Annotated in this window: 16 protein-coding genes; 10 read left to right on the plus strand and 6 right to left on the minus strand. The window is 57.1% G+C overall.

The window, feature by feature from the left end:
• Positions 1-441 precede the first annotated feature (441 nt).
• Genes ACEW72_RS09250 through ACEW72_RS09260 form a run of 3 tightly spaced genes read left to right on the plus strand, consistent with a single transcriptional unit; the run spans position 442 to position 2,622 of the window.
• The gene (locus tag ACEW72_RS09250; RefSeq protein ID WP_373476095.1) at positions 442-801 is read left to right on the plus strand and encodes a thiol-disulfide oxidoreductase DCC family protein; all 360 of its coding nucleotides are present in this window, start codon (positions 442-444) and stop codon (positions 799-801) included.
• Positions 798-1,292: a DUF427 domain-containing protein gene (locus ACEW72_RS09255; RefSeq protein WP_373476096.1), complete on the plus strand. Its 495-nt coding sequence runs from the start codon at positions 798-800 to the stop codon at positions 1,290-1,292. Before ACEW72_RS09250 ends, ACEW72_RS09255 begins: the two co-directional genes overlap by 4 nt.
• Before the next feature lie 4 nt (positions 1,293-1,296).
• The gene (locus ACEW72_RS09260) at positions 1,297-2,622 is read left to right on the plus strand and encodes an ABC1 kinase family protein (protein ID WP_373476097.1); all 1,326 of its coding nucleotides are present in this window, start codon (positions 1,297-1,299) and stop codon (positions 2,620-2,622) included.
• Positions 2,623-3,029: 407 nt separating this feature from the next.
• On the opposite strand, the gene ACEW72_RS09265 is transcribed toward ACEW72_RS09260, so the two are convergent.
• Positions 3,030-3,659: a TetR/AcrR family transcriptional regulator gene (locus ACEW72_RS09265; protein WP_373476098.1), complete on the minus strand. Its 630-nt coding sequence runs from the start codon at positions 3,657-3,659 to the stop codon at positions 3,030-3,032.
• An 80-nt stretch (positions 3,660-3,739) separates the two neighbouring features.
• Here ACEW72_RS09265 and ACEW72_RS09270 point away from each other — a divergent pair, with 80 nt between their 5' ends.
• The 5 genes from ACEW72_RS09270 to ACEW72_RS09290 all read left to right on the plus strand — a co-directional run bounded on the left by ACEW72_RS09270 (position 3,740) and on the right by ACEW72_RS09290 (position 10,591).
• Positions 3,740-4,759, plus strand: coding sequence for a VOC family protein (locus ACEW72_RS09270; RefSeq protein ID WP_373476099.1), 1,020 nt, complete (start codon positions 3,740-3,742; stop codon positions 4,757-4,759).
• Complete coding sequence (locus ACEW72_RS09275) at positions 4,756-5,595, plus strand: fumarylacetoacetate hydrolase family protein (RefSeq protein WP_373476100.1); 840 nt, start codon at positions 4,756-4,758, stop codon at positions 5,593-5,595. The genes ACEW72_RS09270 and ACEW72_RS09275 overlap by 4 nt, the downstream gene beginning before the upstream one ends.
• A gap of 3 nt (positions 5,596-5,598) precedes the next feature.
• Positions 5,599-7,044 (plus strand): bifunctional 3-(3-hydroxy-phenyl)propionate/3-hydroxycinnamic acid hydroxylase, encoded by a 1,446-nt coding sequence (locus tag ACEW72_RS09280; protein ID WP_373476101.1) that lies wholly within the window; start codon positions 5,599-5,601, stop codon positions 7,042-7,044.
• A 193-nt stretch (positions 7,045-7,237) separates the two neighbouring features.
• On the plus strand, positions 7,238-9,085 hold the full coding sequence (locus ACEW72_RS09285; RefSeq protein ID WP_373476102.1) for a serine protease: 1,848 nt from the start codon (positions 7,238-7,240) through the stop codon (positions 9,083-9,085).
• Between the two features lie 141 nt (positions 9,086-9,226).
• Positions 9,227-10,591, plus strand: a complete 1,365-nt coding sequence (locus ACEW72_RS09290) for a M24 family metallopeptidase (RefSeq protein ID WP_373476103.1) — start codon at positions 9,227-9,229, stop codon at positions 10,589-10,591.
• A gap of 209 nt (positions 10,592-10,800) precedes the next feature.
• Here the strand turns inward: ACEW72_RS09290 and ACEW72_RS09295 are convergent, their stop codons facing one another.
• The 4 genes from ACEW72_RS09295 to ACEW72_RS09310 all read right to left on the minus strand — a co-directional run bounded on the left by ACEW72_RS09295 (position 10,801) and on the right by ACEW72_RS09310 (position 22,032).
• The gene (locus ACEW72_RS09295; protein WP_373476104.1) at positions 10,801-11,634 is read right to left on the minus strand and encodes an ATP-grasp fold amidoligase family protein; all 834 of its coding nucleotides are present in this window, start codon (positions 11,632-11,634) and stop codon (positions 10,801-10,803) included.
• Positions 11,635-11,898: 264 nt separating this feature from the next.
• Positions 11,899-12,831 carry an acetyl-CoA carboxylase carboxyltransferase subunit alpha gene (locus tag ACEW72_RS09300; protein WP_373476105.1) on the minus strand — a complete coding sequence of 311 codons (933 nt, stop codon included), beginning with the start codon at positions 12,829-12,831 and terminating at the stop codon, positions 11,899-11,901.
• Entirely contained in the window at positions 12,828-16,532 is a 3,705-nt protein-coding gene (locus ACEW72_RS09305; RefSeq protein ID WP_373476106.1) for an SDR family NAD(P)-dependent oxidoreductase, read from the minus strand. Before ACEW72_RS09305 ends, ACEW72_RS09300 begins: the two co-directional genes overlap by 4 nt.
• 19 nt (positions 16,533-16,551) lie before the next feature.
• Entirely contained in the window at positions 16,552-22,032 is a 5,481-nt protein-coding gene (locus ACEW72_RS09310; RefSeq protein ID WP_373476107.1) for an AMP-binding protein, read from the minus strand.
• 201 nt (positions 22,033-22,233) lie between these two features.
• On the opposite strand from ACEW72_RS09310, the gene ACEW72_RS09315 reads away from it, so the two are divergent.
• Together ACEW72_RS09315 and ACEW72_RS09320 are read left to right on the plus strand one after the other, a co-directional pair.
• A complete protein-coding gene (locus ACEW72_RS09315; protein WP_373476108.1) occupies positions 22,234-22,380 on the plus strand; it encodes a hypothetical protein in 147 nt (48 codons plus the stop codon).
• Between the two features lie 221 nt (positions 22,381-22,601).
• Positions 22,602-24,266, plus strand: coding sequence for a formate--tetrahydrofolate ligase (locus ACEW72_RS09320; protein ID WP_373476109.1), 1,665 nt, complete (start codon positions 22,602-22,604; stop codon positions 24,264-24,266).
• A gap of 206 nt (positions 24,267-24,472) precedes the next feature.
• Here the strand turns inward: ACEW72_RS09320 and ACEW72_RS09325 are convergent, their stop codons facing one another.
• The gene (locus ACEW72_RS09325; RefSeq protein WP_373476110.1) at positions 24,473-24,799 is read right to left on the minus strand and encodes a hypothetical protein; all 327 of its coding nucleotides are present in this window, start codon (positions 24,797-24,799) and stop codon (positions 24,473-24,475) included.
• Between the last annotated feature and the right edge of the window lie 126 nt (positions 24,800-24,925).

Genomic DNA, 24,925 nt, shown 5'->3' on the forward strand with positions numbered 1-24,925 from the left:
TGCAAGGTCGCGCAATTTGGTCGATTTGGACTTCAGAATGCGCTTTTGGGTGGTTTCTGTAAGCGGTTAATGTGCAGGATTTGTGAGGCTTTTAATCCGCTATCGTGCCTGACAATTACCTGCAGACAGATTTGAAGATCGTGCCCAATCCTAACCCCAAAGCACCACCCACGACAGACCCACGCGGCAAGCTGCTTTATGGCCTTCCCGTAGGAAGCGGATTTCCACCAAGGGTTAAGCTATGGTGCTGCTGGGGAGGATTGAACTCCCGGCCTCGTCATTACCAAAGCAAGGGAAGCACGGCTGCAAGGTAAGGATTACTATCGCTTTTGTGTCAATGCGAATGTGAACAGAAAGCTGAGGAAACATTCTGACGCGTCTCCAGCTATACCGTTATGATGACGTATTGACGGAAGGACGGTAATAGATGAACAGCGAGGGATGAACGAAATTACAGTCTGGTATGACGGTGCATGCCCATTATGTCTGAGAGAGATCAGGTGGATGGACAATCTCGACAAATCCGGTGTTATTACATTTGTTGATTTGTCAAATCCCGACACCAACTGCCCGTTGGACCGCCGGCTGATGCTGGATAGGTTACACGTTCAAGAAAACGGCACAATACTCTCGGGGGCTGCGGCATTTGCTGCAATGTGGCGCGCCGTTCCCTTGCTCCGCCCGATTGGAATTATCGCCCGTAACAGACTGGTTTTATATGGACTGGAATGGGGATATCGAATGTTCTTGGGCATCAGGCCGTTGCTACAAAGGCTTGCAGGCGGGCGGATAGCATCATGAGCCCGCAGCCTGACGTTACCAATGCGGAACAGGAAAGTGTGTGGGATTATCCACGCCCGGCCATAGCGCAACCATGTCCTTCGCGTATCTTGATCGAACATCATGGGACGATTGTAGCCGACACGCGGGCGAGCGTCCGGACGCTGGAAACCAGCCACCCGCCTAGCTATTATATTCCCGTATCCGATATCAATCCTGCGACGATGCGGCGCACGGACGGCACATCTTTTTGTGAGTGGAAAGGGCGCGCAATTTACTGGGACATTGTGGTTGGGGATATCATTTTAAGCCGCGTGGCTTGGAGCTACCCCGAACCATCCAACGCATTTTCCATGTTGCGTGATCATCTTGCCTTTTATGCTGGGCCGTTTGACCGGTGCAGCGTGGACGGTGAAACCGTGATTCCTCAACCTGGCGCGTTTTATGGCGGCTGGATCACAAGCAAAGTTGCGGGGCCATTCAAAGGCGTCGCTGGCAGCATGGCTTGGTAGCAACATGACTGACGACATACAAAATCCGATCAGTAGAGCGGTCCCGCGCGGCCGGTTGTCGCGGTTTGGGCAATTCGGGCGTTTGGCTAGCGGCATCGCTGGCGGGATGGTGGCTGAAGGCGCGCGACGCATCGCGAACGGAGAACGACCAGCAATCCGTGACATGATGTTAACCCCGGCGAACGTATCAAGGGTTGCAGACCGGCTATCACACTTGCGCGGTGCAGCAATGAAACTTGGCCAAATGATATCAATGGATGCAGGGGATATGCTTCCGCCCGAGCTTACAGAGATCCTATCGCGCCTGCGCCAAAATGCGCACAGAATGCCGCCGCAGCAGCTCCAGCAAGTGTTGTCGGCGGAATGGGGCAAGGACTGGCGAAAGCGCTTTACCCGTTTTGGCGCAAGCCCGGTTGCAGCTGCATCCATTGGGCAAGTGCACCGCGCCACCGCACTCGATGGTCGTGAATTAGCGATCAAAGTGCAATATCCAGGTGTTCGCGAAAGCATTGATGCGGACGTTGATAACGTCGCGACTTTATTGCGTGTTTCTAATTTGTTGCCGCGTGAACTCAATATCGCTCCCCTACTGGCTGAGGCCAAAAAGCAACTTCATGAGGAAGCCGACTATATCCGTGAAGGTAAATATCTAACGCAATTTGGTGATTTACTTGCTGAATCTCCCGATTATGTCGTCCCAAATTTGGATCAGGAATTCTCTACAAACCAAGTGCTGGTGATGGGTTTTGTCGAAGGTAAGGCGATCGAAACTTTGACTGAAGCATCGCAGGAAACACGAAATAACGTGATGCGATTATTGTTCGACCTGCTCTTACGGGAAATGTTTGAATTTGGAGTGATCCAGTCCGATCCGAATTTTGCCAATTATCGTTACCAGCCAGATTCAGGAAAGCTGGTGCTGCTCGATTTTGGTGCAGCGCGGCGCGTCAGCCCCGCCGCCGCAAAAGCTTACCATAAACTCATAATCGCTGGTCTAAATGGCGATCGGGAGAATGTTCTGAAGCACTTATTGGCTGCCGGCTTTCTCAGCGCCCCGGCGATCCAAAGACATGGCGCGCGTATCGATGCCATGATAGAAATTCTACTTGGCGAGCTAAATCGACCGGGCGATTTTGATTTCGGGGATCGCCGTTTCGTAAAGCCTTTGGGTGAGCAGGGATTTGAAGTTGCAAGTGATAAGGCCGCTTGGCACATTCCACCGACCGAGCTGCTGTTTATCCAGCGGAAAATCAGCGGCATGGCCCTACTTGCAACCAGATTTCAGGCAAAAGTTGATATTCGGTCGCTGGTGAACAACATTTCGGCTTAGCGGTTGAATCGCGAGATCGACGCGTCGGATAGCTTTCGATGACACCTGAACGCCATATCTGGGTATGCGCAGAAAAGCATCATCGCACCTATTGTGTATGCGTGCGTACCCCCGAAGACCTCGTAACGTGACCTTGAGTAGGTATCCCGCAGATCTAGCTCTCTCGCGTAATTACCTTGGCCGGGCTTCGCTCTAAGGCAAAAGCGGCCCAAGCAGGACCCAAAGCACCTCCCAGCCGGAAGGCACTTTCGCAGTTGATTTGAAACGTCCTTTTGGAGGACTGGTGATGCTGGGGAGGATTGAACTCCCGACCTCGTCATTACCAAATTTATTGCAAATGTAACACTTGCCATTCGTTCACGTGTGGCATTTACTTTTCCAAACACGATCATAACTGGCTTTCACCGTTAGAGAGATCCATCTGCGCCCTTAGCTACAAGCTCTGTGACATGATCTTGGGCAACCCCTAATCCCATGAGGCCAAGAACTATCATATCGTCAATGCGTCGTTCAGCGTCCGCCCCACTAAGTCGACGTTCGATTAAATTGGTCATGAGGGCCTGACACAGACCGAGCCAGAAGAGCACGCCGCTGTGTTCTGCCTCAGGCCTGAGCAACCCTTGTGCATATGCAGCTTCGAAATCGCAGACCAGACCTTTGTTGAGGGGATGCGTGCGCGTGGTCGAAGTGGCATGGCTCCTTAGCAGTAAGGCCGCACGCTTGGGGTTTGTGATGGCAAACAACGCGCAGACACGCATACCGCCAGCAATCCGCTCGATCGGGTCCGTTAACCGCGCATTCGCGCGCGCTACCTGTTCCTCCAGGTCAACCCTGACTTCGGTAGCGATGGCTTCCGCAAAGGCCTGTTTGTCAGAAAAATGGTTGAAGAAGCTGCCCTTCGCCACCTGTGCTTTGGCCACGAAGTCGTCGATCGGGATGGCGTCTATCGGCTTTTCCACGAGCAGTTCGAAGCCGGCAGAAAGCAGAGCGGCTCTGGTGCGTGCGGCGCGGGGCGAAAGGTCAGGATGCTCTGTCATACCGATATTGTACTTGACTATATGGTCATTTGCAATCTATTTGACCAAATAGTCATTTACGAATCGCGGGAGAACAGCCTGTGCCGGTCATCAAGGTTGAAGACATTGCCCATGTGCGTTTTGCTGCGCCGGATTTTTCGGCAATGCGTGCGTTTCTTGAGGATTTCGGGATGACCGTCTTTACACATGGCGGGCGCGTTTACGGGAGAGGCAGCGACGGTCGCGCTTTTGTTCATGTGACCGAACCGGGCGATGCCCAGTTTCTGGCAATCGGCTTACGGGCGGAATCACTCACCGATCTGGATACGCTCGCGGCGGCAGAAGGAGTGTCCGTCGAGGATTTGAACGAGCCCGGTGGCGGCAAGATCGTGCGGTTGACCGATCCTGACGGTTACGCCGTTGAGGTTGTTGCAGGACAGGCCAAAGGAGAGCCATCCCTGCCGTTTGCCGATCCGCAGCGTAACACTGTCGCTGCCAAACCCCGCTTCCGCAAGGCCATACGACTTGAAAACGCGCCAGCCCATGTGCGCCGCATCGGCCATGCCGTGCTCAAGGTGCGGGACTTCCGCATTTCAGAAGCATGGTACAAGGATCGGTTTGGCTTTCTCACATCAGACGAAGTGGAGGCGGCGGCAGGGGTGCCGCTGGGCGCGTTCATGCGCTGCGACCGGGGCGACAAGCCCGCGGATCACCACACCCTCTTCCTCGCCCAACTGCCGGGGAAGCTTGGACTGCTCCATGCAGCGTTCGAGGTTGCCAACTTTGACGATCTAATGCTTGGCCACCAGCATCTCAAGGCACAAGAATATGAGGCCGCCTGGGGTGTCGGTCGTCATATCATGGGCAGTCAGGTTTTTGATTATTGGAAAGACCCGTTCGGAAACGAGCTTGAGCATTGGACCGACGGCGATCTCTTCACCGCCGCCGACCCGCCGCAGAAGATGCCAATGAGCGCCTTGCTCGAAGTGCAATGGGGCGCGCCGCATCCGATGTTGGCGGGCAAGATGGCCCCGCCGCCGGGCCTTGTCGTCTTCCTCTTTGCACTCACTCTCCGGATCAAGCGGCTGTTCCGCCGCCAACTTAAAGGAAATCCAGCATGAAGCTCGCTACCTACACCGCCGAAGGCCAGACCCGCACGGGTGTCGTAGTCGGCGACACGATCATCGACACAGGTGTCGACGGCACGATGATCGATCTGATCCGTGACTGGAGCATACTGAAGCCGGGCCTTGAGGCCAAAGTGGCAGCAGGGGGTGGCGTGCCGCTTTCAACGGTAAAGCTCGAATCGCCCGTGCAGCGTCCCGGTAAAATCTGGGCCATCGGTCTCAACTATGCTGATCATATCGAAGAATCGAACATGGAAACACCTCAGCGGCAGGTCTGGTTCACAAAGGCACAAACCAGCGTCAACGGCCCCTATGACGAAATCGATATCGCCAAAGGCACGATGACCAATGATTATGAGGTCGAGTTGGTTGCTATCATCGGCACGGGTGGAAAACACATTGCCGCGACAGAGGCCGCTGCCGCGATCTTCGGCTACTGCGTCGGCAATGATGTCACCGAACGAATGTGGCAGCACGCCAGTCCGCAATGGTCATTGGGCAAAAGCTTCGACACGCACGCGCCAATGGGCCCTTGGATTGTGACAGCCGATGAAGTTGGCGATCCCCATAATTTGGGTTTGCGCTGCTTCGTCAATGGCGAGAAAAGGCAGGACTCGAACACCAAACACCTTGTTTTCAACATCTGGCAACAGGTTGAGCATCTCTCCACCGGCATGACGCTGGAGCCTGGCGATATCCTCTTCACCGGGACCCCCGGCGGGGTAGGCGCGGCGATGGACCCGCGCCAGTTCCTGAAGGAAGGCGATGTCGTACGCTGCGAGATTGACGACCTCGGCCATATCGAAGGCACGATGGTCGCGGAAGGCTGAACGATGGAATTCGATTGTGACGTGCTGATTGCAGGCGGAGGTCCGACGGGCGTTACACTGGCGATCTTGCTGGCGAAGCGCGGGGTGAAGGTGATTGTCGCGGAAAAAGAAGCGAATATCTACCCGCTACCGCGCGCGGCGCATCTTGATCATGAAAGCATGCGTATCCTGCAGGACGCCGGAGTTGCGGACGAAGTGATGGCAACCAGCCGCAGTGTGGCGCGCTACGATTTCCGTAATGCCAAGGGCGATCTGCTTCTGCGTTTCGCAGGATCGGACAAGATAGGCCCTGGCGGATGGCCAGGCGCAAACATGATTCACCAGCCTTCGGTCGAGGCGGCGCTCCGCCGATCTCTGGCGGTTGAAGCCAGCGCTACACTGCACAATCGGTGGGAACTGAACACGTTCACGGACGACGGTGAAGGTGTGTCCGCGCAGATCGCCACGCCCGATGGCGAACGCACAATCCGCGCCCGCTATCTCGTCGGAGCGGACGGCGCGCGCTCTCCGGTCCGAGAAGCATCGCGCATTGCGTTTGACGATCTCAATTTCGAAGAACCCTGGCTGGTGGTCGATGTCCTCGTCGACGATTACTCCAGACTTCCAGACGCGAACCTGCAGATTTGTGACCCGGAACGTCCGACCACCTGCGTGTTGATGGGCGAAGGTCGTCATCGCTGGGAATTCATGATCAAGCCTGGCGAAACGCCCGAGCAGGTGAGCGATGACGCCTTTATCGAAAAGCTTCTCGAACCCTGGAACGTCAAGGGCGCGGTGCGGATGGAACGCAAGACCGTCTATACCTTCCGCGCGCGCATCGCGAGCGAATGGAGAAAGGGCTGCGTGCTGCTGGCGGGCGATGCAGCGCACCAGACCCCGCCATTTGCTGGGCAAGGCATGTGCTCCGGCCTGCGCGATGCCATGAACCTGTCATGGAAACTGGCAGCAGTCGTGCGCGGACAAGCTCCCGAAAGTCTGCTCGACAGTTATCAACCCGAGCGCGCGCCGAACCTGCGCGCGACAATCGACATGGCAATTATGATGGGGCGCATGGTTTGCACAACGAACAAATGGTCTGCCTTTCTGCGTGACATCAAGTTCAAGCTGGCCCGGGCCATAGGCAAGTTGCCCGAAGGCCCTGTGGAATATCCGCCAATCTCGGTTGGCGCAATCATGGCAGGAAGCCCTGCGGCGGGCAGTTATTTCCCGCAATCGATTTCCGCCGATGGCACCCGCATCTACGATGTCCTGGGAGCGGGACACTGGTTGATCTCGCGCGATGATCTTGCCGCGCCCCAAATCGCGCCCTTCGGGTCATCGCTTTGCCGATGGCTGGATAAGAATGGCGCGGAGGCTGTTCTGGTCCGTCCCGATCGCTTCGTTTTTGGAACGGGATCCTGCGACCAGCTGGCGGTATCGTGGCGGGCCTTAATGGGCAATGCGCAATAGACAAAGAGGCATCTGGACTTGTAAATGATCCGGCTGAAACGTCGGGCCGGTATTTGCCTATACATCGGCCACAGGCTCTCCCGGCGCATCCTGTACAATTGGCAAAAGCCAGATAGACTGTATATCGTTGGATCGAAATCATATCGCAACTGCATATACGTCGTACGTTGCGCAGTACCTGGAGGGGTGCGAAATGGCGTGGATTTGGATGGTCCGTCGGGCGTTCTTGCCTCTGATGCGCGCGCTGACTGCAATGCTTCTGCCGCAGGTCCTGTTTGGCGCGCAGAAACTTGACATGGAAAATCTCGAAGGCTGCGTTGTCGGCGCCAACTGTGTGGCGCAGTCCCGGGCAGAGTCGATATCTGAACCGCCTGCGCCAAGCGGCCCTCTGACGGTAGCTATCGCAGACTCGCTTGCCGGGGACCGCGCGATGATTGAAGCAATGCTAGCGATCAATCCCAATGTGCGGGTCAGTCCGAAGAAGGATGATGCCGATTATCTTGTCGCGCGCTATCCCGACTTTCCCGACATTTTAATCCTCATGCCGATCCACAGAATGGCTGACAGTAGCCAATATCAGCGCCAGCTTTTCGACAGTTCCGATGAAGGCATTGCAAAACTATACGAACTCTATGCCACAGCGAGTTTTCCCGGGGGCTATAGGCTACCGTTAGTTGTTGGAAGCATCAGCGATGCGTCGCTGCCGGACCAACTGAACCTGGAACTGGGTCAAATATTATTGGCGCGGCGTTTGCTTTTCTGGCGCGGAAAGTCGCAAACAGACGTTGGTTACGAGACAGTTTATCATGACTGCCAAGGAGTTGAACTGTCAGAAGCCTGCGTCCCTTCGCAAACGCTTATGATTCACAACAAGTCGTCATCGGCCCAAAATGTCGCGCTGGGGCTTATCGATCCGCATAATATGAGCTTCTATCTCTCCAAAAATCTACCAAAGCAATTTTCATTGAACCCCGGTGAATCACGATCTTTCCCGTATGTGGAAGACGATCAATATACCGTAATCATTTCGGCAAACGAGCCGATCGATCTGAACATAGTTGCAATCAGCAAACAAACGCCGCCGGAACTCCCGCGAGCCTGGAATATATCGGTAATTATACCCCCCAAACGGACGGCTACAGTCGGCGGTGGGGGTGGCGTCGTCATTTCATTATTTACTGCCCCATGGCAGGCTCAGCTATATTCAACCGACAGCGGCACCCCGGCTTCACTGCGTGCCAATGCTACACTCGGCAAGGTTGCCTGGGCGCAGTATGAAAAAGCGCACCGTTGCGGTGGATCTGTGATCGGACTGGATGAAAACAAGCGGTATATTGTGCTCACCGCCGCACACTGCGTCGCTGGTGAACCCTTTGCCGGTCCGGTCTTGCGGCAGAATGCGCTTAAATTTCGTCGCGTGAGATTGGGAACGTTGGATTTGACAAAAGGCGGGACCACCTATGCAATTGACTCGATTGTGGTCCACAAGGGATATGTCGCGGGGCAACAATATAATGATATCGCGCTTTTACGGATTAGGCCCGATTCCAGCACGCTGTCGCAGAACGCAAAATCGGTGCGGCCGATAACATTAGCGACCAGCCAACCAATAGCGACCACCGGCGTTAAATGGTATGGCTGGGGCTTTATGGAGGCAACCGAGGGTCGTGTTACGCGCATGACAAGCAACAACGTCGTTCAGCGCAATCCTTCGCAACTTCACGAAGGCAGGATGCAGCTTATCGATCAGAAAACATGCAGCAAGCGCGGCGGATATGGCAAAGTAACCGACTTCATGCTTTGCGCGGTCACGCCTCTGAAATCGAAGGTCGAGGTTTTTACCTGTCAGGGCGATAGCGGCGGACCAATTACCTCGACGCAGAATGGCAAAGTCATGCAAGTCGGTATCGTTTCATGGGCCGTTGGCTGCGGTGTTAAAGGCAAGCCGTCGGTCTCTGTGAATGTTGCCAGATACCGGTCCTGGATCAAAGAGGCCCAAACGAAATTCGTTTCAGGTAAATCGGTCGAGTATTCAAAATGAATGTCGTTGAAGTAAAGGTTGCGGCCTGTGCTTTAGCGACAGCATATAACCAGTCTTTGTTCCAGCCCGACGCACGCCGCGCTTGATCCCGGCACCGCTGCGGGGCAGTGTTGATGCAAGGTATGATTGGGGGAGGACATAATGGCAAATCGTGTAGCATATGGAGCGGCGCTGCTTGCGGCACTCATCGGACTTTCCGCTGCGGCTGCTGCTGCGCCCATCGCAATGAGCGAGGTCGAAACACAGGTGCCGTCGCTGCCTCCAATTTTGAACTCGCGCGAAAGGGCGATGACTGAAAACCGCATTTTGGCCGCGCGGCTTGATGCGATTATCCCCGCGATAATGCGCGAGCAGGGCATCGATTTGTGGTTGCTAGTAGCCCGCGAGTATTTTGAAGAACCGGTGGTCGCTTCAATGCTTGATGCAGAGAATATGAGTGCACGGCGCCGCACAATCCTGATCTTCCGTGATCCGGGAGATGGAAAACCGATCGAGCGTCTGACTGTCAGCCGCTATGGGCTCGGAGGTTTGTTTTCACCCGTTTGGGACCCAAGTAAGCAGCCTGATCAGTGGCAGGCGGTCGCAGACATCATCGCCGTGCGCGATCCTGCCAAAATTGCGATCAACACCTCCGATCTCTATCAGTTCGCCGACGGCATGACGCTCAGTCAGTATGACAAGTTTGTCGCCACGTTACCCGCTCCCATGCGCCAGCGTATAGTTAGCGGCGAATCACTCGCAATCCGTTGGCTTGAGACCCGCACGCCTTCTGAGATGGAGCTTTACCCCGCAATCGTGCGCATCGCTCATGCCGTGATCGGCGAAGCGTTTTCGCGGGCGGTGATCACCCCAGGCGTGACGACAGCGGAGCAGGTGCAATGGTGGTATCGCGACCGGCTGCTTCAGCTTGGCCTCGAGCCATGGTTCCACCCTTCGGTAGCGATCCAGCGTGAGGGCGCGAAAGGCATGCTTGAAGGCGCCGAAGTGATTCAGTCGGGCGATCTGCTGTGGACCGATTTCGGAATTACTTACCTCCGGCTTAATACCGATACACAGCACCTGGCATATGTGTTGAAGCCGGGTGAAAGCAAGGCACCTACAGGCCTTAGGCAGGGGCTGGCGAATAGCAACCGTGTGCAGGATATGCTCACCCGCCATTTCGCGGTCGGGCGCAGTGGGAATGCGGTGTTGGCGCTGACTCGGGCGGAAGCGGTAGCGGCGGGACTCGATCCATCGATTTATGCTCACCCGATTGGCTTGCATGGCCATGGCGCAGGGCCGTCCATCGGCTTCTGGGACAACCAGAACGCAGATCCACGTGGTAGCGGGGCGATCAACGCCAATACTGCGTGGTCAATCGAACTTACATCTTACGCAGCTGTGCCCGAATGGGGCGGCCAGCGAGTAGACTTCCGGACTGAAGAGAACGCATTCTTTGACGGCACAAGCGTGCGATACATCGATGGACGCCAAACCGAAATCACCCTGATCCCCTCAGGGCAGTAATTCCGCTTTCAAAAGTTGGTATGTCGGCGTTCTCTGCATCACCTACACAAAGGCTGCAGTCGCTAACATAGCAGACGTTGAAACGACATTCTGCCGACATGAATAACTGCCGTCCATTCACGGGAATAGCTTGCCGAACCGAATGGCCTGGATTTGCCCGAAAGCGGACAATCGGGATTTTATCGTTTAATGGAAGGCTGCGCTGTCATCTACTTCACAGATCTTGACCAATAGTCACCCAGCGTCTTATCGAGCAAAGCAGGTTGAAACCTGTCGAGACCTGATCCGGGAAATAGGCATGTTTCGCCAAACATCGGCCTGCCGCCGACCTCGTAGAAATCTACCCGCAAATGATCACGCCCCGCAGCGATACATTCTGCTGCCTTCAACATCTCAGCAAGCGAAACAGGGGGTGTAATGCATTCCTGTTGAGCCCCTGTTGAAAGGGGATGCCAATCTCTATCGTACTGGAACCAACGGTGCTGTGATGCGCGGCCCAAATGCACCTGAATGCATCGTGCGACACCATCAAATACGTAGATCTTATAATCAATTGGCAAGGCGTCATCTGGCCCGATAAATGGTTCCACAAGCAAAAGACGGCGCGCATGGGTATAGTGCCATTCATCCAACCAGTATCCATAGGGTCTTGCTAACCAGCCCGGCGCTTCTCGCTGCGCACGCTGCCAATCGGCGACACAGCGCACGACTACAAACTGACCGCAGCCATGGTTTGCCTTTAGTATGAACGGCAACGGCCATGGAGGGAGTGATGGCAAGCTAGTACCATGCCAAAGCGTAGGAATTACGAAAGCCGTTCCAATACGGCTGGCCGCAAAACCTTTTGCCAAGAGTTTGTCGGTTAACATCGCTAAACCAGCATCGCGATCGTTCAATTTGCGCCATTGCACCCACTCGGTAAACAGTGCCGGCTTCGCGATGTCTGGCCAGCGGCGATGCCGCCATAGATAGGTAAGAGGAACCCGCGCTTTGGACCAAACAATGGGACTGAAGGCAAAAGGTAACGCTGCCGTCAGCGCCAAAGTTATTGTGTTCATGCCTGCAAACCCAGGATTATGATGTATTGTTCCTTCGCATGAACCAAACCAATCTTCACGTCCGAATCTGCCGTCAAAAGCTATTCCTCCGTTTCATCGAAAGCGGTGGCGATATGACGCGGCTGGAATCGTGCAATTTCCGCAAAGGGGTATTCAGTTGTTAGCCTCAGTGCCGACGCTTTCGAAAAAACCAGGGGAATAATCCCGGGCTCTAGCATCCATCAAGGCCATTCAAATTACGCCAATAAATCATGTATCACCGATTCCCAGGAAGAAGGCTCCTCTCTCGGTTTGAAGATCGTTGCGCGTTAAGTGGACCAAGCCGTCGAGCTCAGTGCGGAGCGCGAGCGACAAGCGTTTGATCGTTTCGCCGTGGTTGCGGTGCGCGCCACCCGGCGGTTCATAAATGATCCGGTGGATGACACCGAGGCGAAGCAGGTCTACGGCAGTGATCTTCATTGCCTCGGCGGCATCCGGCGCACGATCAGCGCCTCTCCATAAAATAGACGCACATCCTTCGGGCGAAATCACTGAATAGATCGCATGTTCAAGCATGAGAACCCGGTTTGCCGATGAAAGCGCGACCGCACCACCAGACCCGCCCTCACCGACGATAACCGCGATCATCGGCACGCCGATTGCAAGGCATTTTTCTGTACAGCGTGCGATGGCTTCGGCCTGACCGCGCGCTTCAGCTTCAATTCCCGGAAACGCCCCCGGCGTATCGACCAATGTGATCACTGGCAGCCCGAAACGGTCTGCGAGGTCCATTAGCCGGATCGCTTTACGGTAACCCTCAGGCTTTGCCATGCCAAAATTGTGGCGGATGCGCCCATCGGTGCCCTCTCCCTTGGCATGGCCGATAACGACGACCCGCCGCCCTTCAAAACGTGCAAAGCCGCCAAGGATCGCCTGATCATCGGCAAACGAACGGTCACCCGCCAAAGGCATGTAATCCTCGAACAACCCATCGACGAAGTGGTGGAAGTGGGGACGATCCGGGTGCCGGGCCACCATCGTGCGCTGCCACGGGGTAAGTCGCGCATAAAGGTCGGCAAGCTGACGTTGCGCCCGCTCATCGAGCATCGCGGCTTCGCCCTCGCGCCCTCCAGATCTGCGCAACGCTGCCGCACTTGCCGCCAGCGATTCTACCGGTTTCTCAAACGAAAGATACTGCATCAAACCGTCATCGACATTCCGCGGTAGATCCGAGCGCGATACCGCGAGTCTTCGGCATCGGGAAGCGGTGTACCGACAAGCAATACGGCTCGTGCAAACCGCTTCACTTCTTCAAGATGCTCATCAAGATCGCGCGGCTCCTCGGATCGCACCCGACGGGTCAGGTTGATCTGGTTCACCGGCACGTCATGAACAAGCCGTTCGTTCTCAACAGCAAGTGTTGCGGTGAACGAATGCAGTGTTGTCTTGATGAAATTGGCAAGCGCGAACGCAGGGCTTTTGTCGCCCATGGGCACGTCTGGCGAGACCAGCACCAACTGGCAGTCGTCATAAAGTGAGGCTTTGCGAGCGACGCGGAAATGGTTTGTGAGATTGTTCGCCACGACCGTGCGGAATTCTTCGGGAAGCAATAGCGCGCCAGCTTCGAACAGATGCGTCGGCAACGCTTCGAGAGGTGTTGACACGATCGTTGTCGGCGCGCCCCAGCGCAGCAACGCCGCATCCATGGCTGCGTCAACCCCGTCATCAAGCAGGATCGATTCCAGCGGCGCTTTGGCGATATCAGACAGCGCATCGCGTAATGCGGCAAACCCCGCTTCGCTCTTGGTCAGGAGAACGATCCGCGCGACATGACATTCAGTGATGAACTGTCGCGCAGTTTCGGCAAGGTAGTCAGAAAGATGCTCGCCAATGATCCACACGGTTCGCCCACGCATTTGATCGAGACGCTCCTGCTTCGGGCTTCCGAACAGTTCACGCTCGGTTGTTGATCGTTCGACGCTGAGGCCACCGGACGGCATGAACGTTTCGCCGCTGACGGCGCGATCGGCAAGAAAGAACACGGTAGCTTGCGCAACATCGGTCTCGGTCGGCATTTTGCCTAGAAAAAGCTGTTTCAAAACGCCGCCGCCAACCTTGCCGGCTTCGGTCGCAATCCGGTCAGCGGGCAAAAACGGGACGTCAGCCGGCGGTACTTTGAGCAACCAGCTGCCGTTCGCCTCTTCGGAGTCGGGACGATCTGACCAGCCCGGCGAGTCGAGGAAATAGCCCCCGTTCCGTAACCGGGCAACAAGCCGGGCCGCGATGGCCGGGGTCATCAAGAAGCGATCCCAACTGCACACGCCGTCGCCTTCGCGGGCGCACGACAAGGCCAAATCGCGGATCTCCCGCGGATTGTTGGGGTCGTGCGACATCCGGACGGTGTCGTTCCGCGCGAGCCGGGTCAGCAGCGCTTCGACCCGAACGCCACGCCGCAGGGACTTTACGACGGCGGCATGAACTGCGTTAAGGCGCTTGTTCTCGAGGATCAGCTTGCCCCGCCGTTCGAACAGCCCCGGCTTACCCCCGGTGCCTGCAAGCCGGTCTCCATCAACAGGTCCGGGCGCAATTGCATTGAATTGAACCTCAGGACCCAGATAGCGCGCCATTGATTCCACCATCGCACGCTGTCCCGATTTCGACACCGCATAGTCGGCACGGTTCGGATAAGCGACCGCAAGATACTTCTCGCCACCGAAGTAGGACGAAACGTTGAGGACATAGCCCGAGCCTTGCGCCTTCATGATCGGCACCACATGGTGCATCAGGACGAAGTTTGACACTAGATTGGCATCAAGCGTGTAGTTCCAGGCGTCGAGGCTCATATCCACGACCATGTCTTCTGCCCCAGCAACCCCGGCGTTATTTATGAGATAATCGATCCGTCCAAATGCTTTCAGTGTAGCATCGACGGCACCCTTCAAAGAATCGAGATTGCTGACGTCGAGTCCCGCCAACGTCTGCACGCGCCGTTCGACCCCGGCAAAACCGATATCCTCCAGTTCGCTCACGATACGGGCACGCGCCACAGCAAGCTCGCTTTCGCGACGGGCCACGATCATGACCTTTGCCCCGGCGAGGGCAAGCAGACGCGCGACTTGGCCGCCGATCCCTGCCGATCCGCCCGTGATCAGCGCGACTTTGCCAAGGTGAAGGCCCGTGATGTTCTCGCTGAAGCCCGGCATGGCCTTGCGCGCACCGGTTGCTTCGCCGATACTCTGCGGGACATAAAGCGTGACCTCGCCAATCTTGCTTTCCTTTATCAGGATACGCGCGGCATGGCCTGCGGCAAATCGCGTATTTTCCTGTTCCGCGTTGAAAAAGCGGACGATCTGGTTTCCCCATTCGGCTTGCCGACGCCGTCCGTGAGCGACGTCAATTTCTGATTCGTCGCGCCAGATACGCACGAGCTGTTCAATGGCCGCGCGCAGGACGTTGGCGTAAACATCACCCTTGCCGTCGGTAGCGTTCGACAAGAAAACAAAGCGCGGAGCTTGCAATAGCGTGTCGTGCTTTTTCCAATAGCGACTGATCGTCCGTGCGAGCGCTATCGCACCAACGAGCTCAACGTCCATGAAGGCTTCGATCTCATGATCAGTTGCATCGACAAGGTTGCCAACAAATTCGCCCGGCGCGTTCGTCGGCATGAAGATCGCGCCGGTAATCGGCGCATGCGTTTCGCTATAAGTGTCGAGCGCCGCTTCCATCGCGGCGGCTTCGGTGCGGTTGAAACGTACGATGGTCAGAGCATCGCCAATGGCCTCGGCCTGTGCGCGTGCCTTTGCAATCGCAACATCGGCCTGGCGGGAAAGACCGAGCAGCACATTTGCTCCACAGGCGATCTGGATCTTGGCTATTTCCAACGCCTCTTCCCAATCATCGCCGGCTGCAATCAGCACAGCAAGACCAGCGCCGTCCATTGACCGCATCGTTGGGCGTGATAGGTAAGTCGAGCGCGCCTCTTTGCGCACGGTCATACCGTGTGTGACCTCGAAATCATGGCCGTTATACGAAGCCGATTCGTCGCTGCCGAGGAATACGCAAGTTGCTGCGATGTCGTCTGGCACCGGGAAGGTCTTGGCCTTTGTCTTGCCGCCAGTGCTGCGTTCAAGGGACATCATGTCAAAGAACTGGTTCGCTGTCGTGCCTGGATCATCGCCGCGCAGCTTGTCCATCGTCGAAAACACAGAACGGATGCGCTCGCTTTCGATTGGCCCTGGAAACACCAGATTCACGCGGATACCGCGCGGCCCTAGCTCAAGCGATAACTCGCGCGACCAAGCGTTCATCGCTGCCTTCGGCACGACATAGGCCGCACGCGCATAATAGGATGTGCGCGAGAAGATCGTTGAGATGTTGATGATCGAGCCGCCTTCGACCATTGCCGCCGCCGCTGCACGCGCGAGATTTAACGCGACGCCCAAGATGTTGCGCATGGCATCGCCAACGGTTTCGGTGTCGGTCGATCCAAGCGCTTGCTGCGCGGCCAGTTCATCGGCATTGAGCGGCAATTGTTCAATTGGCTGCTTTGGGCCAGCCGAACCAGCATTGTTGACGAGGACGTCAATGCGACCAAAGCGCGCGACCACATCGGCAATACCGTCACGCACCGACTGCGCGTCGGCACCGTCAAGCACCACAGTACCGAGACGCGAGGCATCGACACCAGTTTCACTTCGAATCGCGTCGGCAGCAGCCTCAAGGCGGGTCGCGGTGCGCCCGGTCATTACAACCGTAGCACCTTCGCGCAGATAATGACGCACGATGTAGCCGCCCAGATTTCCTGCAGCCCCGCTTACGACGGCTATCTTGCCCGCCAGTCTGCCCTCGAGACTGCCTCCAGCCTGCACAGCTGCGGGTTTTGCCGTGGTCTTTGCCTTTGCCATCCTGTCTCTCCTGCCCTGGTTAATCCTTTTGCATCGCCCATGCTTCCAACAGCGCGTCACGGCTGCGCAGACCCAATTCGGGCAAGGCGTGATTTACGACATAGGTTGCGCCCGAATGTCGATTTTCCCACATCGCCTGATGCGCCTCCGGCAAGCCGTCCCATGCCACCACCTGTGGCTCGGTAACCTCAAGCAAACCAGCGGCGATCATGTCATTCATCCGCCCGACTTCATAAGCATTACAAAGATGGGTGCCGAGTATCGACGCTGTAGGCATCAATATCCTGCGTTGGCGCGTCCAAACCTGCGGCGCATAAAAAGTAAAGCGCTGGCCGGACATATCCTCGGCAAATACCACCCGCCCGGCAAATGGCTTTACCAGCGAGGTTGAGACGCCAAGCGTGTCTTGCCCTGTGCGTTCGAAAACCAGATCCGGCGCGCCGCGCGGATTGTCGGATGAGCGCAGGATCTTGCCCACGGCAGAGCCGAAAGGCTTCAATACCCGGTCTTGGTAATCGCGCACTGCCAACTTGAAAACCTCGATATCAGCCTTGGCGTCCGGCAGGCGCGGCATCGTGTCGGGCCAGTCGAAATTCTCTCCCTCGCGTCGACGAATGCTTGCGAGGCTAACGATACCTTCAATGGCATCCTCAAGCCCAAGCGATTGCAGAAACTCGCGCTGACCGTCAGTTGTGGTCACAACTACACTTCGCGCATTAAACCGTCGCGCGGCCTCAATAATCTCAAGGCCCATGTCGTCGAGCAATTTGGTCGAGCGCGGGCCATAATAGATCAACACGGCTTCACCGCCACGTAGTGCCGCCTTGCGAAGCATTTCCTCGGGACTCGCTGCACCGCGCTTGCCCATGAAGCTGAAATGATAACCTGACGAAGCGCCGTAAAAAGCGAGCGTCCCGCCGTCTGCCAGCAACTGAAAACTGCGGGGAAATGCTGTCTCTCCGGCATGGCTGACGACATAGTCGGCGCGTTTGCCGCCATTTAGCGCCTCAAATTCAGCGGTCAGCACATCGCCTGCCGCTTCCCAGACGCGCGCGGCTTCGGCATTTTCTGGCACAGTTGTGAACAGATGGGCGAAACGCGGGTCCTTACGGTCGATGGCACCGACCGCGCCTTGCTGGCCAGTGATGAACGCAGCGCGCTCGCGGCTCGACACCAGCCCTGTCACCTGAAGTCCGGTGCGAACCGAACTGCGTAGCGCGTCGAGTCCGGTGCCCGTCGCCGCACCTTCGACGAATAACGTACGCCCCGGCGCGATCTGCAATGTGGTGAACAGACAGCGCGTGATCGTGCCCAAGTTGAGGACATAGCTGCCCGCCTGCTCAAGTGTCAGGTCGGGCGGTATAGCGTGCATCTGCGGCGCTTGCACCGTCAAGAACTGCGCGTGGCTGCCCGTTTTGCTCTCATATCCTTGGATCGCGAAGCCCGCAAACATCGGATCATTACCGACCTGAGGGGAAAGCAGGTCGTTCGTACCTGAATAGACGGTCACGAGATCGCCGACCTTGACGCGTCCCTCAGCGCGCGTTTCGCTGCCGAGAGAGGCAACCAGCGCAATGCCGCCCGATCCGGTGATCTGAACATCTTCTTCGTGCCCGTCGAACGGGGAGACCGGAATCCCGGTTAGCGCCCAAATGTCGTTGAAATTGACTTCGCTCGTCAGCATGTAGAGCAAAGCTTCATTGGGCGCAGGTTCGGGCACCTTGACGATCAGTTCGCGCTCATGGCTCGCAGGTGGGCCAAAGCGGGGAGCGCCAGTGTCAGGATCCCGCGCGATCCCGAACGCATATTGCCATGCCGGAATTGCGCTGACGCCGGGATAGAAAGGCGCGCCAACAGGAAGCAGATCGCCCGCAGCCTCGAGGGTCTTCGCGCGCGTTTCATGCTCGCTATCGATCCATAGGCCGTCGCGGCGTACCGGAAGGGGAGGGCTCACCTTGTCCATGAACTGGCGGATGCCGGTCTTGCCGCCTTCGGGGTCGATGATCGCATCGGCAAACAGCGCCGCTTCGCACGCGAGGCCAGCGCTCATTCCCTGTTCAAGGCCAGTTCGCAACGCTTCGATCGCGCGTTCCCCTGCCTTGCCCCGCCCGGCCCAGTCGAGCTGGCGGAGAATTCGCTGTAGGAACGCATCATCCAGTACAGGATCGAGGGCAATCGAAGCAGGCGCCTCCCACAGCTTCGTCGCCGCCTCGCGTGCAGCAAAGGCGGTACCAAGCGCGCTGTCCATGCCGTGTGCAACATAGTCGCGGACAGCGGCATGCGCCTGCGCCAGCGCATCGGTACGGCCGTCGACCAAAGCGTCAATCAGGCCGATTGCCTTTGCAGCATTCGCATCGATGCTTCGCCCGCCGAGGATCATGTCGAGCGCATCACGCACGCCCTGCGGCCCGTGTCTGTCGGCCAGCAGCCGAGGCAAACGCTGGGTGCCGCCATAACCGGGCAGCAAGCGCAGCCGGACCTCCGGCTGACCAAAGCGGGCTGTCGGCTCGGCAATGCGATAGTGACAGGCAAGGGCAAACTCCATTCCGCCGCCAAGCGCTACGCCCTGCACCGCCGCGATGCACGGCTTACCCATCATCTCAATCTTGCGGAAGGCGAGTTGGGCATTGTTCGGCAGCACCATCGCTTCGTCGCGCGTATGCACTTCTTCAAGCATCTGGCGAATGTCGGCCCCGGCAACGAATGATGCCGTACCTTCGCCGGTAAACACCACGGCGATGACATCATCCTTACGCGCCAGATGCTCAACGACGACGACCAGTTCATCGATGGCGCGTTCGTTCAGCGCATTGACCGGCGCATTGGTGACCGTGACCGTGGCGACACGCTTGCCCGGCGCGACAGCATTATATTGGATCAAGAAATAGCGATAACGCTCGAACAGCGACTGCTCCTCGGATAATCGCTGCTTGCGCTGCCAGTCGTCGATGGCGATCTTAAATTCAGTCAGGCTCTCGGGATTGCGAAGCGTGGTCACATCGCCGATATCGCTGCCCTCGACCAAAGCCCGCACCATCCGGCGCATATATTTTCCACTGCGTGTTTCCGGAAATTGCGAGACTTCAATAAAGTCGGCGGGCACAGCGACCGCACCCTTTTCAGTTCGGACGAGATCGAATAACCTGCGCCGATCCTCATGGCTTAGCTTGCGCCCAGCGACAGGCACGACGAAAGCAAGCGGGGTCAGGCCCTTTTCGCGGTGTGGTGCGCCCACCACCAGCACGTTGCCAACCGGTGAATCGGGATCAAGCGTCTTGTCGCGCAGCACCGCGCCTTCGATCTCCTCGGTTCCCATCCGATGGCCAGAAACGTTGATAACGTCGTCGCTGCGCCCGTGGAGCGAATAGGAACCATCATCGTGGCGGATTGCGAAATCGCCTTGGGTGTAGCCCCATGCGCCGCGCCAGCGAGTCCAATATCCGGTTTCCCAGCGCGCCGCGTCGCCGTGCCAGCCGCCAACCACGCTGCCTTGCTCGACATGGAAATTGGCGACGTCGCCCCAGATCGTGCGCGCTAGATAGGGGTAGGGCGCAGTGATTACGATCTCGCCTTTTTCGCCAGATTCGGCGCGCCGCCACGGCACGCCACTATCATCCGTGCGCGCGAAAGGTGCTTCGGCCCGGACCGAACCGGCGTCCTCCACCCAAACATCACCGACGATCCATGGCAGCGGATAGGCATGAGCATCGGGGCGCAGCGGAAAATCACTGCTGCCGTAAAAATGCGTCCAAGCGATACCGCCATGCTCGGTCGCCCAGTAGCTGTTGATATAGTGCGGCGTCACATTCGCCATGCCGAACGCTTGTACCGACGGCGAGGTCGGTTCGGCACAGAATGTCGCGACACGCAGCGACGACATGTCGTAACGCTCAAGATCAGCGAGGTTCGAAGGATCGGACATCACCGACTTAAGAAACGTAACCCCTGCCTTGAAGATCGTAACCTTGTGCCGCTCGATCATCGAGGCGAACCGCCCGGCGTGGGGAAACACTGGTGAACCTTCGGAAATAACCGAGGTCACTCGAGTCGTCAGCGCAGCAGAGATCAGATAGCTCTGCCCGGTTATCCAGCCGGGATCGGCGACGACGTAGATCGTGTCGCCCGGTCGCGCATCGAAGGCGACCACCATCGTGTGTGCGATACCCGCCGTATAGCCGCCGTGAACGTGTACGATCCCCTTCGGCTTGCCGGTCGACCCCGAGGTATAGATAAAGAACATCGGGAAATCGGCATCGACGGGAAGCGGTCGCGACGACGCCCATATAGCACGGACAAAATCGCGATCGGGCAGGGCGAGCAGCGCTTCTTCGCGGTCGACCACAAAACCGGCGGCACGCGCGTTGGCAATTATGGTGACCAGCGCCGCATCGGTCAGGTCGTGGCTCCAGCGGTCCCGCTCGCCGCGCCAGATTATGTCGGGCTGGGCGGTATGCTGGACGACGATAACGGTGTCGACGCGCGGCGGCAGCGTGACGAGGCTTGATGCAATCGCAAGGCGAACGCGGGCGGCGTCACTCGCACCGATGCGACCCTCCTTGCCAAGCCCGATAAGCGCGCGCCCGACCCCGCGCATCACGTCCGACCGTTCTACCGTGATTTCGTCTGCCAGCATTTCGGCAACGGTTGAATGGATGACAGCAGCGTCGGCTTCATTAAGGCCAAGATCGGTCGCCGCGAGGATAGCAAGAGCGGTTGTCACCGGCACATAATTGTCGAGTGCAGGATCGGTATAAGCAGTCTTGAATGCGGCCACCTGCGCATTGCGGTAGCTGCCGTCCGACGTCACAATAACGCGCGCGCCAGCGTCGGCGATACGGTCGGACAGGGTCTTGTCACTGAACCCGCCAAACACGGCGGTATAAACGATCCCCAGCCGCTTTGCCGCCTCGGTCCAATAAATCTGCGGCACGATGCTTGGCATATTGAACGCGACACGATCGCCGGCCTTCAGCCCAAGCGCTTCGAGTGCTACGGCGCATTTGGCTGTTTCGAGCAGCAGTTGCTTTCGTGAAACGGTAAAGCAATCGACCGGCGCACCCCGCCCGCCATCTGCCGCCATGTCCCAGCGGTCACCTTCAAAGATAAGCGCCGCTTCGTCGCCGAGTCCGTTCAGAACATGCCGGTCGACCTCGTTGAAGCAGGCGTTCGTCCGCCCGCCGACGAACCACCGCCAATGCGGCGGCTCGGAGGAATCAAATGCCGTCGTCCAAGGCGCAAAATCCGGGGGAACGTCAGCGGTCAGTGCATCGCCGGTCTCCGCGTCCCAACCAGACCAGCGTCCATCATCGTCACGGCACAGCCAAGCGCCCGATGCGCCGATGTCTGCAACGAACCAGTGAACCGTGCGTGCCGCGATATCGCCATGAAATGCTCCGGGGTCAGCGAGAACCGCAGACCGCATCGCGTTCCAGTCGTCACGCGTCAGAACAGGATTAACGAGGGCAGCAGCGTCAGTATTTGAAATCGACGCTCTAAGCATGTTCGAATCATCTCCCCTCGTTATTGAGTCAATCAACCCGAAAATCTGGCTATTGGCAAGATTGGCCGCAAAGGCAGCAGTTCGCGCGCAGGATCGACATTGTGGAACATGACGTGGCTAAGGCCACTCCATTGTGAAGCGAGAGCTGTGTTGCTGCCAATAGATTAACCAAAAACCGGCGAGCGCTGGCTATCTAACGCTTTGTTTCCGCTTGTTGATGTGGGGGTCAAGTATCTCAAGATCGAGAATTTTCTGATCCCGATCCTGATCCTGATCGCGGAGATCGATGCGACCAAAATCTTTTACCGAGTTTTTCATTATAATGATCTGCGTCCGGATATTCGTTGAAATCGTTAGAAAGACATAAGTGCAGCGCAAGCACAGAAATTAGCGGAACCACCGCTTCAATACAGCCGCGAGCTCTCTCGAATCGCCACCTTTGAGCGCAAAGCGATCAATTTTGCGCCTGATTACCGAACGGCAGCGATTGGGACGGTAAACGTCCAGGTTGGATCATCGGAATGTTAGCGCCTCTTGCCATCAATCCACGCCTCTGCCTAAAAAGCGATATGAAGACTGATATCGAAATTTCGAACGCAGCCCGGTTGCACCCTATCACTGATATCGCCCAAAAATTAGGCGTCGATAAGCATAGCGTCGAACCTTACGGCCATTTCAAAGCCAAGCTCAATATTCCCGTGCCAGAAAAACGAGAGCCTCGAGGTAAACTTATCCTCGTCACTGCAATCAACCCGACGCCGGCCGGTGAAGGCAAAACAACAACGTCCGTCGGCCTCGCCGACGCACTTAACCGGATTGGTCGCAAGACCGTGCTTGCGCTCCGCGAACCCTCGCTGGGGCCATGTTTTGGTACCAAGGGCGGGGCAACCGGCGGCGGCTATGCGCAGGTTGCACCGATGGCGGATATCAACCTTCATTTCACCGGCGATTTCCATGCGATAACGGCGGCGCACAATCTGCTCGCCGCATTGATTGACAATCATATCCACTGGGGCAATGCGCTCGATATTGATGTCCGGCGGATCGTGTGGCGGCGTGTTATGGATATCAATGACCGCGCGCTGCGTGATATTGTCCAATCCATTGGCGGCGTGGCAAACGGTTATCCACGCGAAAGCGGATTTGATATTACTGTTGCTTCGGAAGTGATGGCGATCTTTTGTCTCGCCGAAGATTTGGCGGATTTGGAGCAACGGCTGGGCCGCATTGTCGTTGCTTATACCCGTGACCGCAAACCTGTGACGGCGCGCGACTTAAAAGCCGACGGGGCAATGACGGTGTTGCTCGCCGAAGCGATCAAGCCCAATCTTGTTCAAACCCTCGAAGGCAATCCAGCGATCCTGCATGGCGGCCCGTTTGCCAATATCGCCCATGGCTGCAATTCGGTGATCGCGACGAAGGCCGCACTTTCGCTAGGAGACTATGTCGTTACCGAGGCCGGATTTGGTGCCGATTTAGGGGCCGAGAAGTTCTTAGACATTAAATGCCGTCAGGCTGGTCTTGCCCCAAGCGCGGTTGTCATCGTTGCGACGGTGCGCGCGCTGAAGATGAACGGTGGAATCGCTAAGGCTGACTTGGCCAACGAGAATGTTGACGCAGTTCAGCGCGGTTGCGTTAACTTGATCCGCCATATCGAGAATATTCGTCAGTTTGGCGTACCTGCGGTTGTCGCGATCAACCACTTCGCGACCGACAGCGAGGACGAAATCGCGGTGATCCAGGCAGCAGCGGCGGAGCATGGGTGCAAAGCGATCCTTTGCCATCACTGGGCGATCGGCGGCGAGGGGGCCGAAGATTTGGCACATGAAGTCGCGCTGTTAGCCGACAGCAATGCAGCCCAGTTCGCGCCGATTTATGACGATAGTGAAACGCTGTTCGACAAGATGAACATCATCGCAACGCGCATCTATCGCGCCGCCGCCGCAGCCGCTGAACCCAGCGTGTTGCGTCAGCTCGCAGCATGGGAAAAGGCAGGATATGGGCATCTGCCTGTCTGTATGGCCAAAACGCAATATAGCTTTTCAACCGACCCTGCTGCGCTCGGTGCGCCAAGCGGCCATATCGTACCAGTGCGCGAGGTGCGGTTGGCTGCAGGCGCTGGTTTCGTTGTCGCAATCTGCGGGGAGATTATGACGATGCCGGGCTTACCAAAGGTTCCTGCCGCCGAAGGGATCGGAATTGACGCTCAGGGTGCGATCAAAGGGTTGTTTTGAGATCGGTTGCCGCCGGAATAACTCGATCCCGGCGTCCTAATTTTTGAGAAAAACTTTAGAGGAAACCACCCGACGCGGTTGAACTGGGCCGACAGTGGACGGTCCGGTCCGGGCAATTGACCTATTTAAATCAGACGCAATTCAGAGAAAGCAGGCATAGCTCAAATTAATCCACACGCAGAAACTGGCTTGGGCGTGAAGGTCCGCTATTTTTCGCCGCCCGTTCCAGCCGGCTTCTCCAGCATCGGAAACTGAATGCCAAGTTGGTCTAGGTAGGTCGGGTACCGCACCGGGTCATAATAATATTTGCTGAGCTCGGGCTTGTAGCGGGCCATGATGTCAGCGTTAATCTCGATCGCGGGTTTGTCCGCCGGGCCGATCATCGGAAGATACTTCTGCGTCTTGGTTTGGACGTTCGTGAAATAGTCTCTTGCCGCTTGGCGCAGCTTAGCGTCGGTCAGAAGGTCAAGCGTCGTCATTGCGACGACCTTTGCGCCTGCCACCACACCTTTGTGAGCAATAGGCGTCGCCATGGCGATCGCATCGGTCCAGTTGTGCCCAGGTGTTCCCCGTCAGCACCAATGGCACAGATTTGATGTTGTGATTTAAGGAGTGTTTTGGTCTCATCGGAGTGACGAAGGAACGAAGATGAGACCAAA

The organism is Sphingorhabdus sp. (genome assembly GCF_041737645.1).
Classification (GTDB): Bacteria; Pseudomonadota; Alphaproteobacteria; order Sphingomonadales; family Sphingomonadaceae; genus Sphingorhabdus_B.

Excerpts from the sequence above, each read along its gene's own strand:
- ACEW72_RS09265 (WP_373476098.1), bottom strand. The coding sequence starts at position 3,659 with ATGACAGAGCATCCTGACCTTTCGCCCCGCGCCGCACGCACCAGAGCC.
- ACEW72_RS09250 (WP_373476095.1), top strand. The coding sequence starts at position 442 with ATGAACGAAATTACAGTCTGGTATGACGGTGCATGCCCATTATGTCTG.
- ACEW72_RS09280 (WP_373476101.1), top strand. The coding sequence starts at position 5,599 with ATGGAATTCGATTGTGACGTGCTGATTGCAGGCGGAGGTCCGACGGGC.
- ACEW72_RS09285 (WP_373476102.1), top strand. The coding sequence starts at position 7,238 with ATGGCGTGGATTTGGATGGTCCGTCGGGCGTTCTTGCCTCTGATGCGC.
- ACEW72_RS09275 (WP_373476100.1), top strand. The coding sequence starts at position 4,756 with ATGAAGCTCGCTACCTACACCGCCGAAGGCCAGACCCGCACGGGTGTC.
- ACEW72_RS09325 (WP_373476110.1), bottom strand. The coding sequence starts at position 24,799 with ATGGCGACGCCTATTGCTCACAAAGGTGTGGTGGCAGGCGCAAAGGTC.
- ACEW72_RS09255 (WP_373476096.1), top strand. The coding sequence starts at position 798 with ATGAGCCCGCAGCCTGACGTTACCAATGCGGAACAGGAAAGTGTGTGG.
- ACEW72_RS09320 (WP_373476109.1), top strand. The coding sequence starts at position 22,602 with ATGAAGACTGATATCGAAATTTCGAACGCAGCCCGGTTGCACCCTATC.
- ACEW72_RS09310 (WP_373476107.1), bottom strand. The coding sequence starts at position 22,032 with ATGCTTAGAGCGTCGATTTCAAATACTGACGCTGCTGCCCTCGTTAAT.
- ACEW72_RS09305 (WP_373476106.1), bottom strand. The coding sequence starts at position 16,532 with ATGGCAAAGGCAAAGACCACGGCAAAACCCGCAGCTGTGCAGGCTGGA.
- ACEW72_RS09260 (WP_373476097.1), top strand. The coding sequence starts at position 1,297 with ATGACTGACGACATACAAAATCCGATCAGTAGAGCGGTCCCGCGCGGC.
- ACEW72_RS09290 (WP_373476103.1), top strand. The coding sequence starts at position 9,227 with ATGGCAAATCGTGTAGCATATGGAGCGGCGCTGCTTGCGGCACTCATC.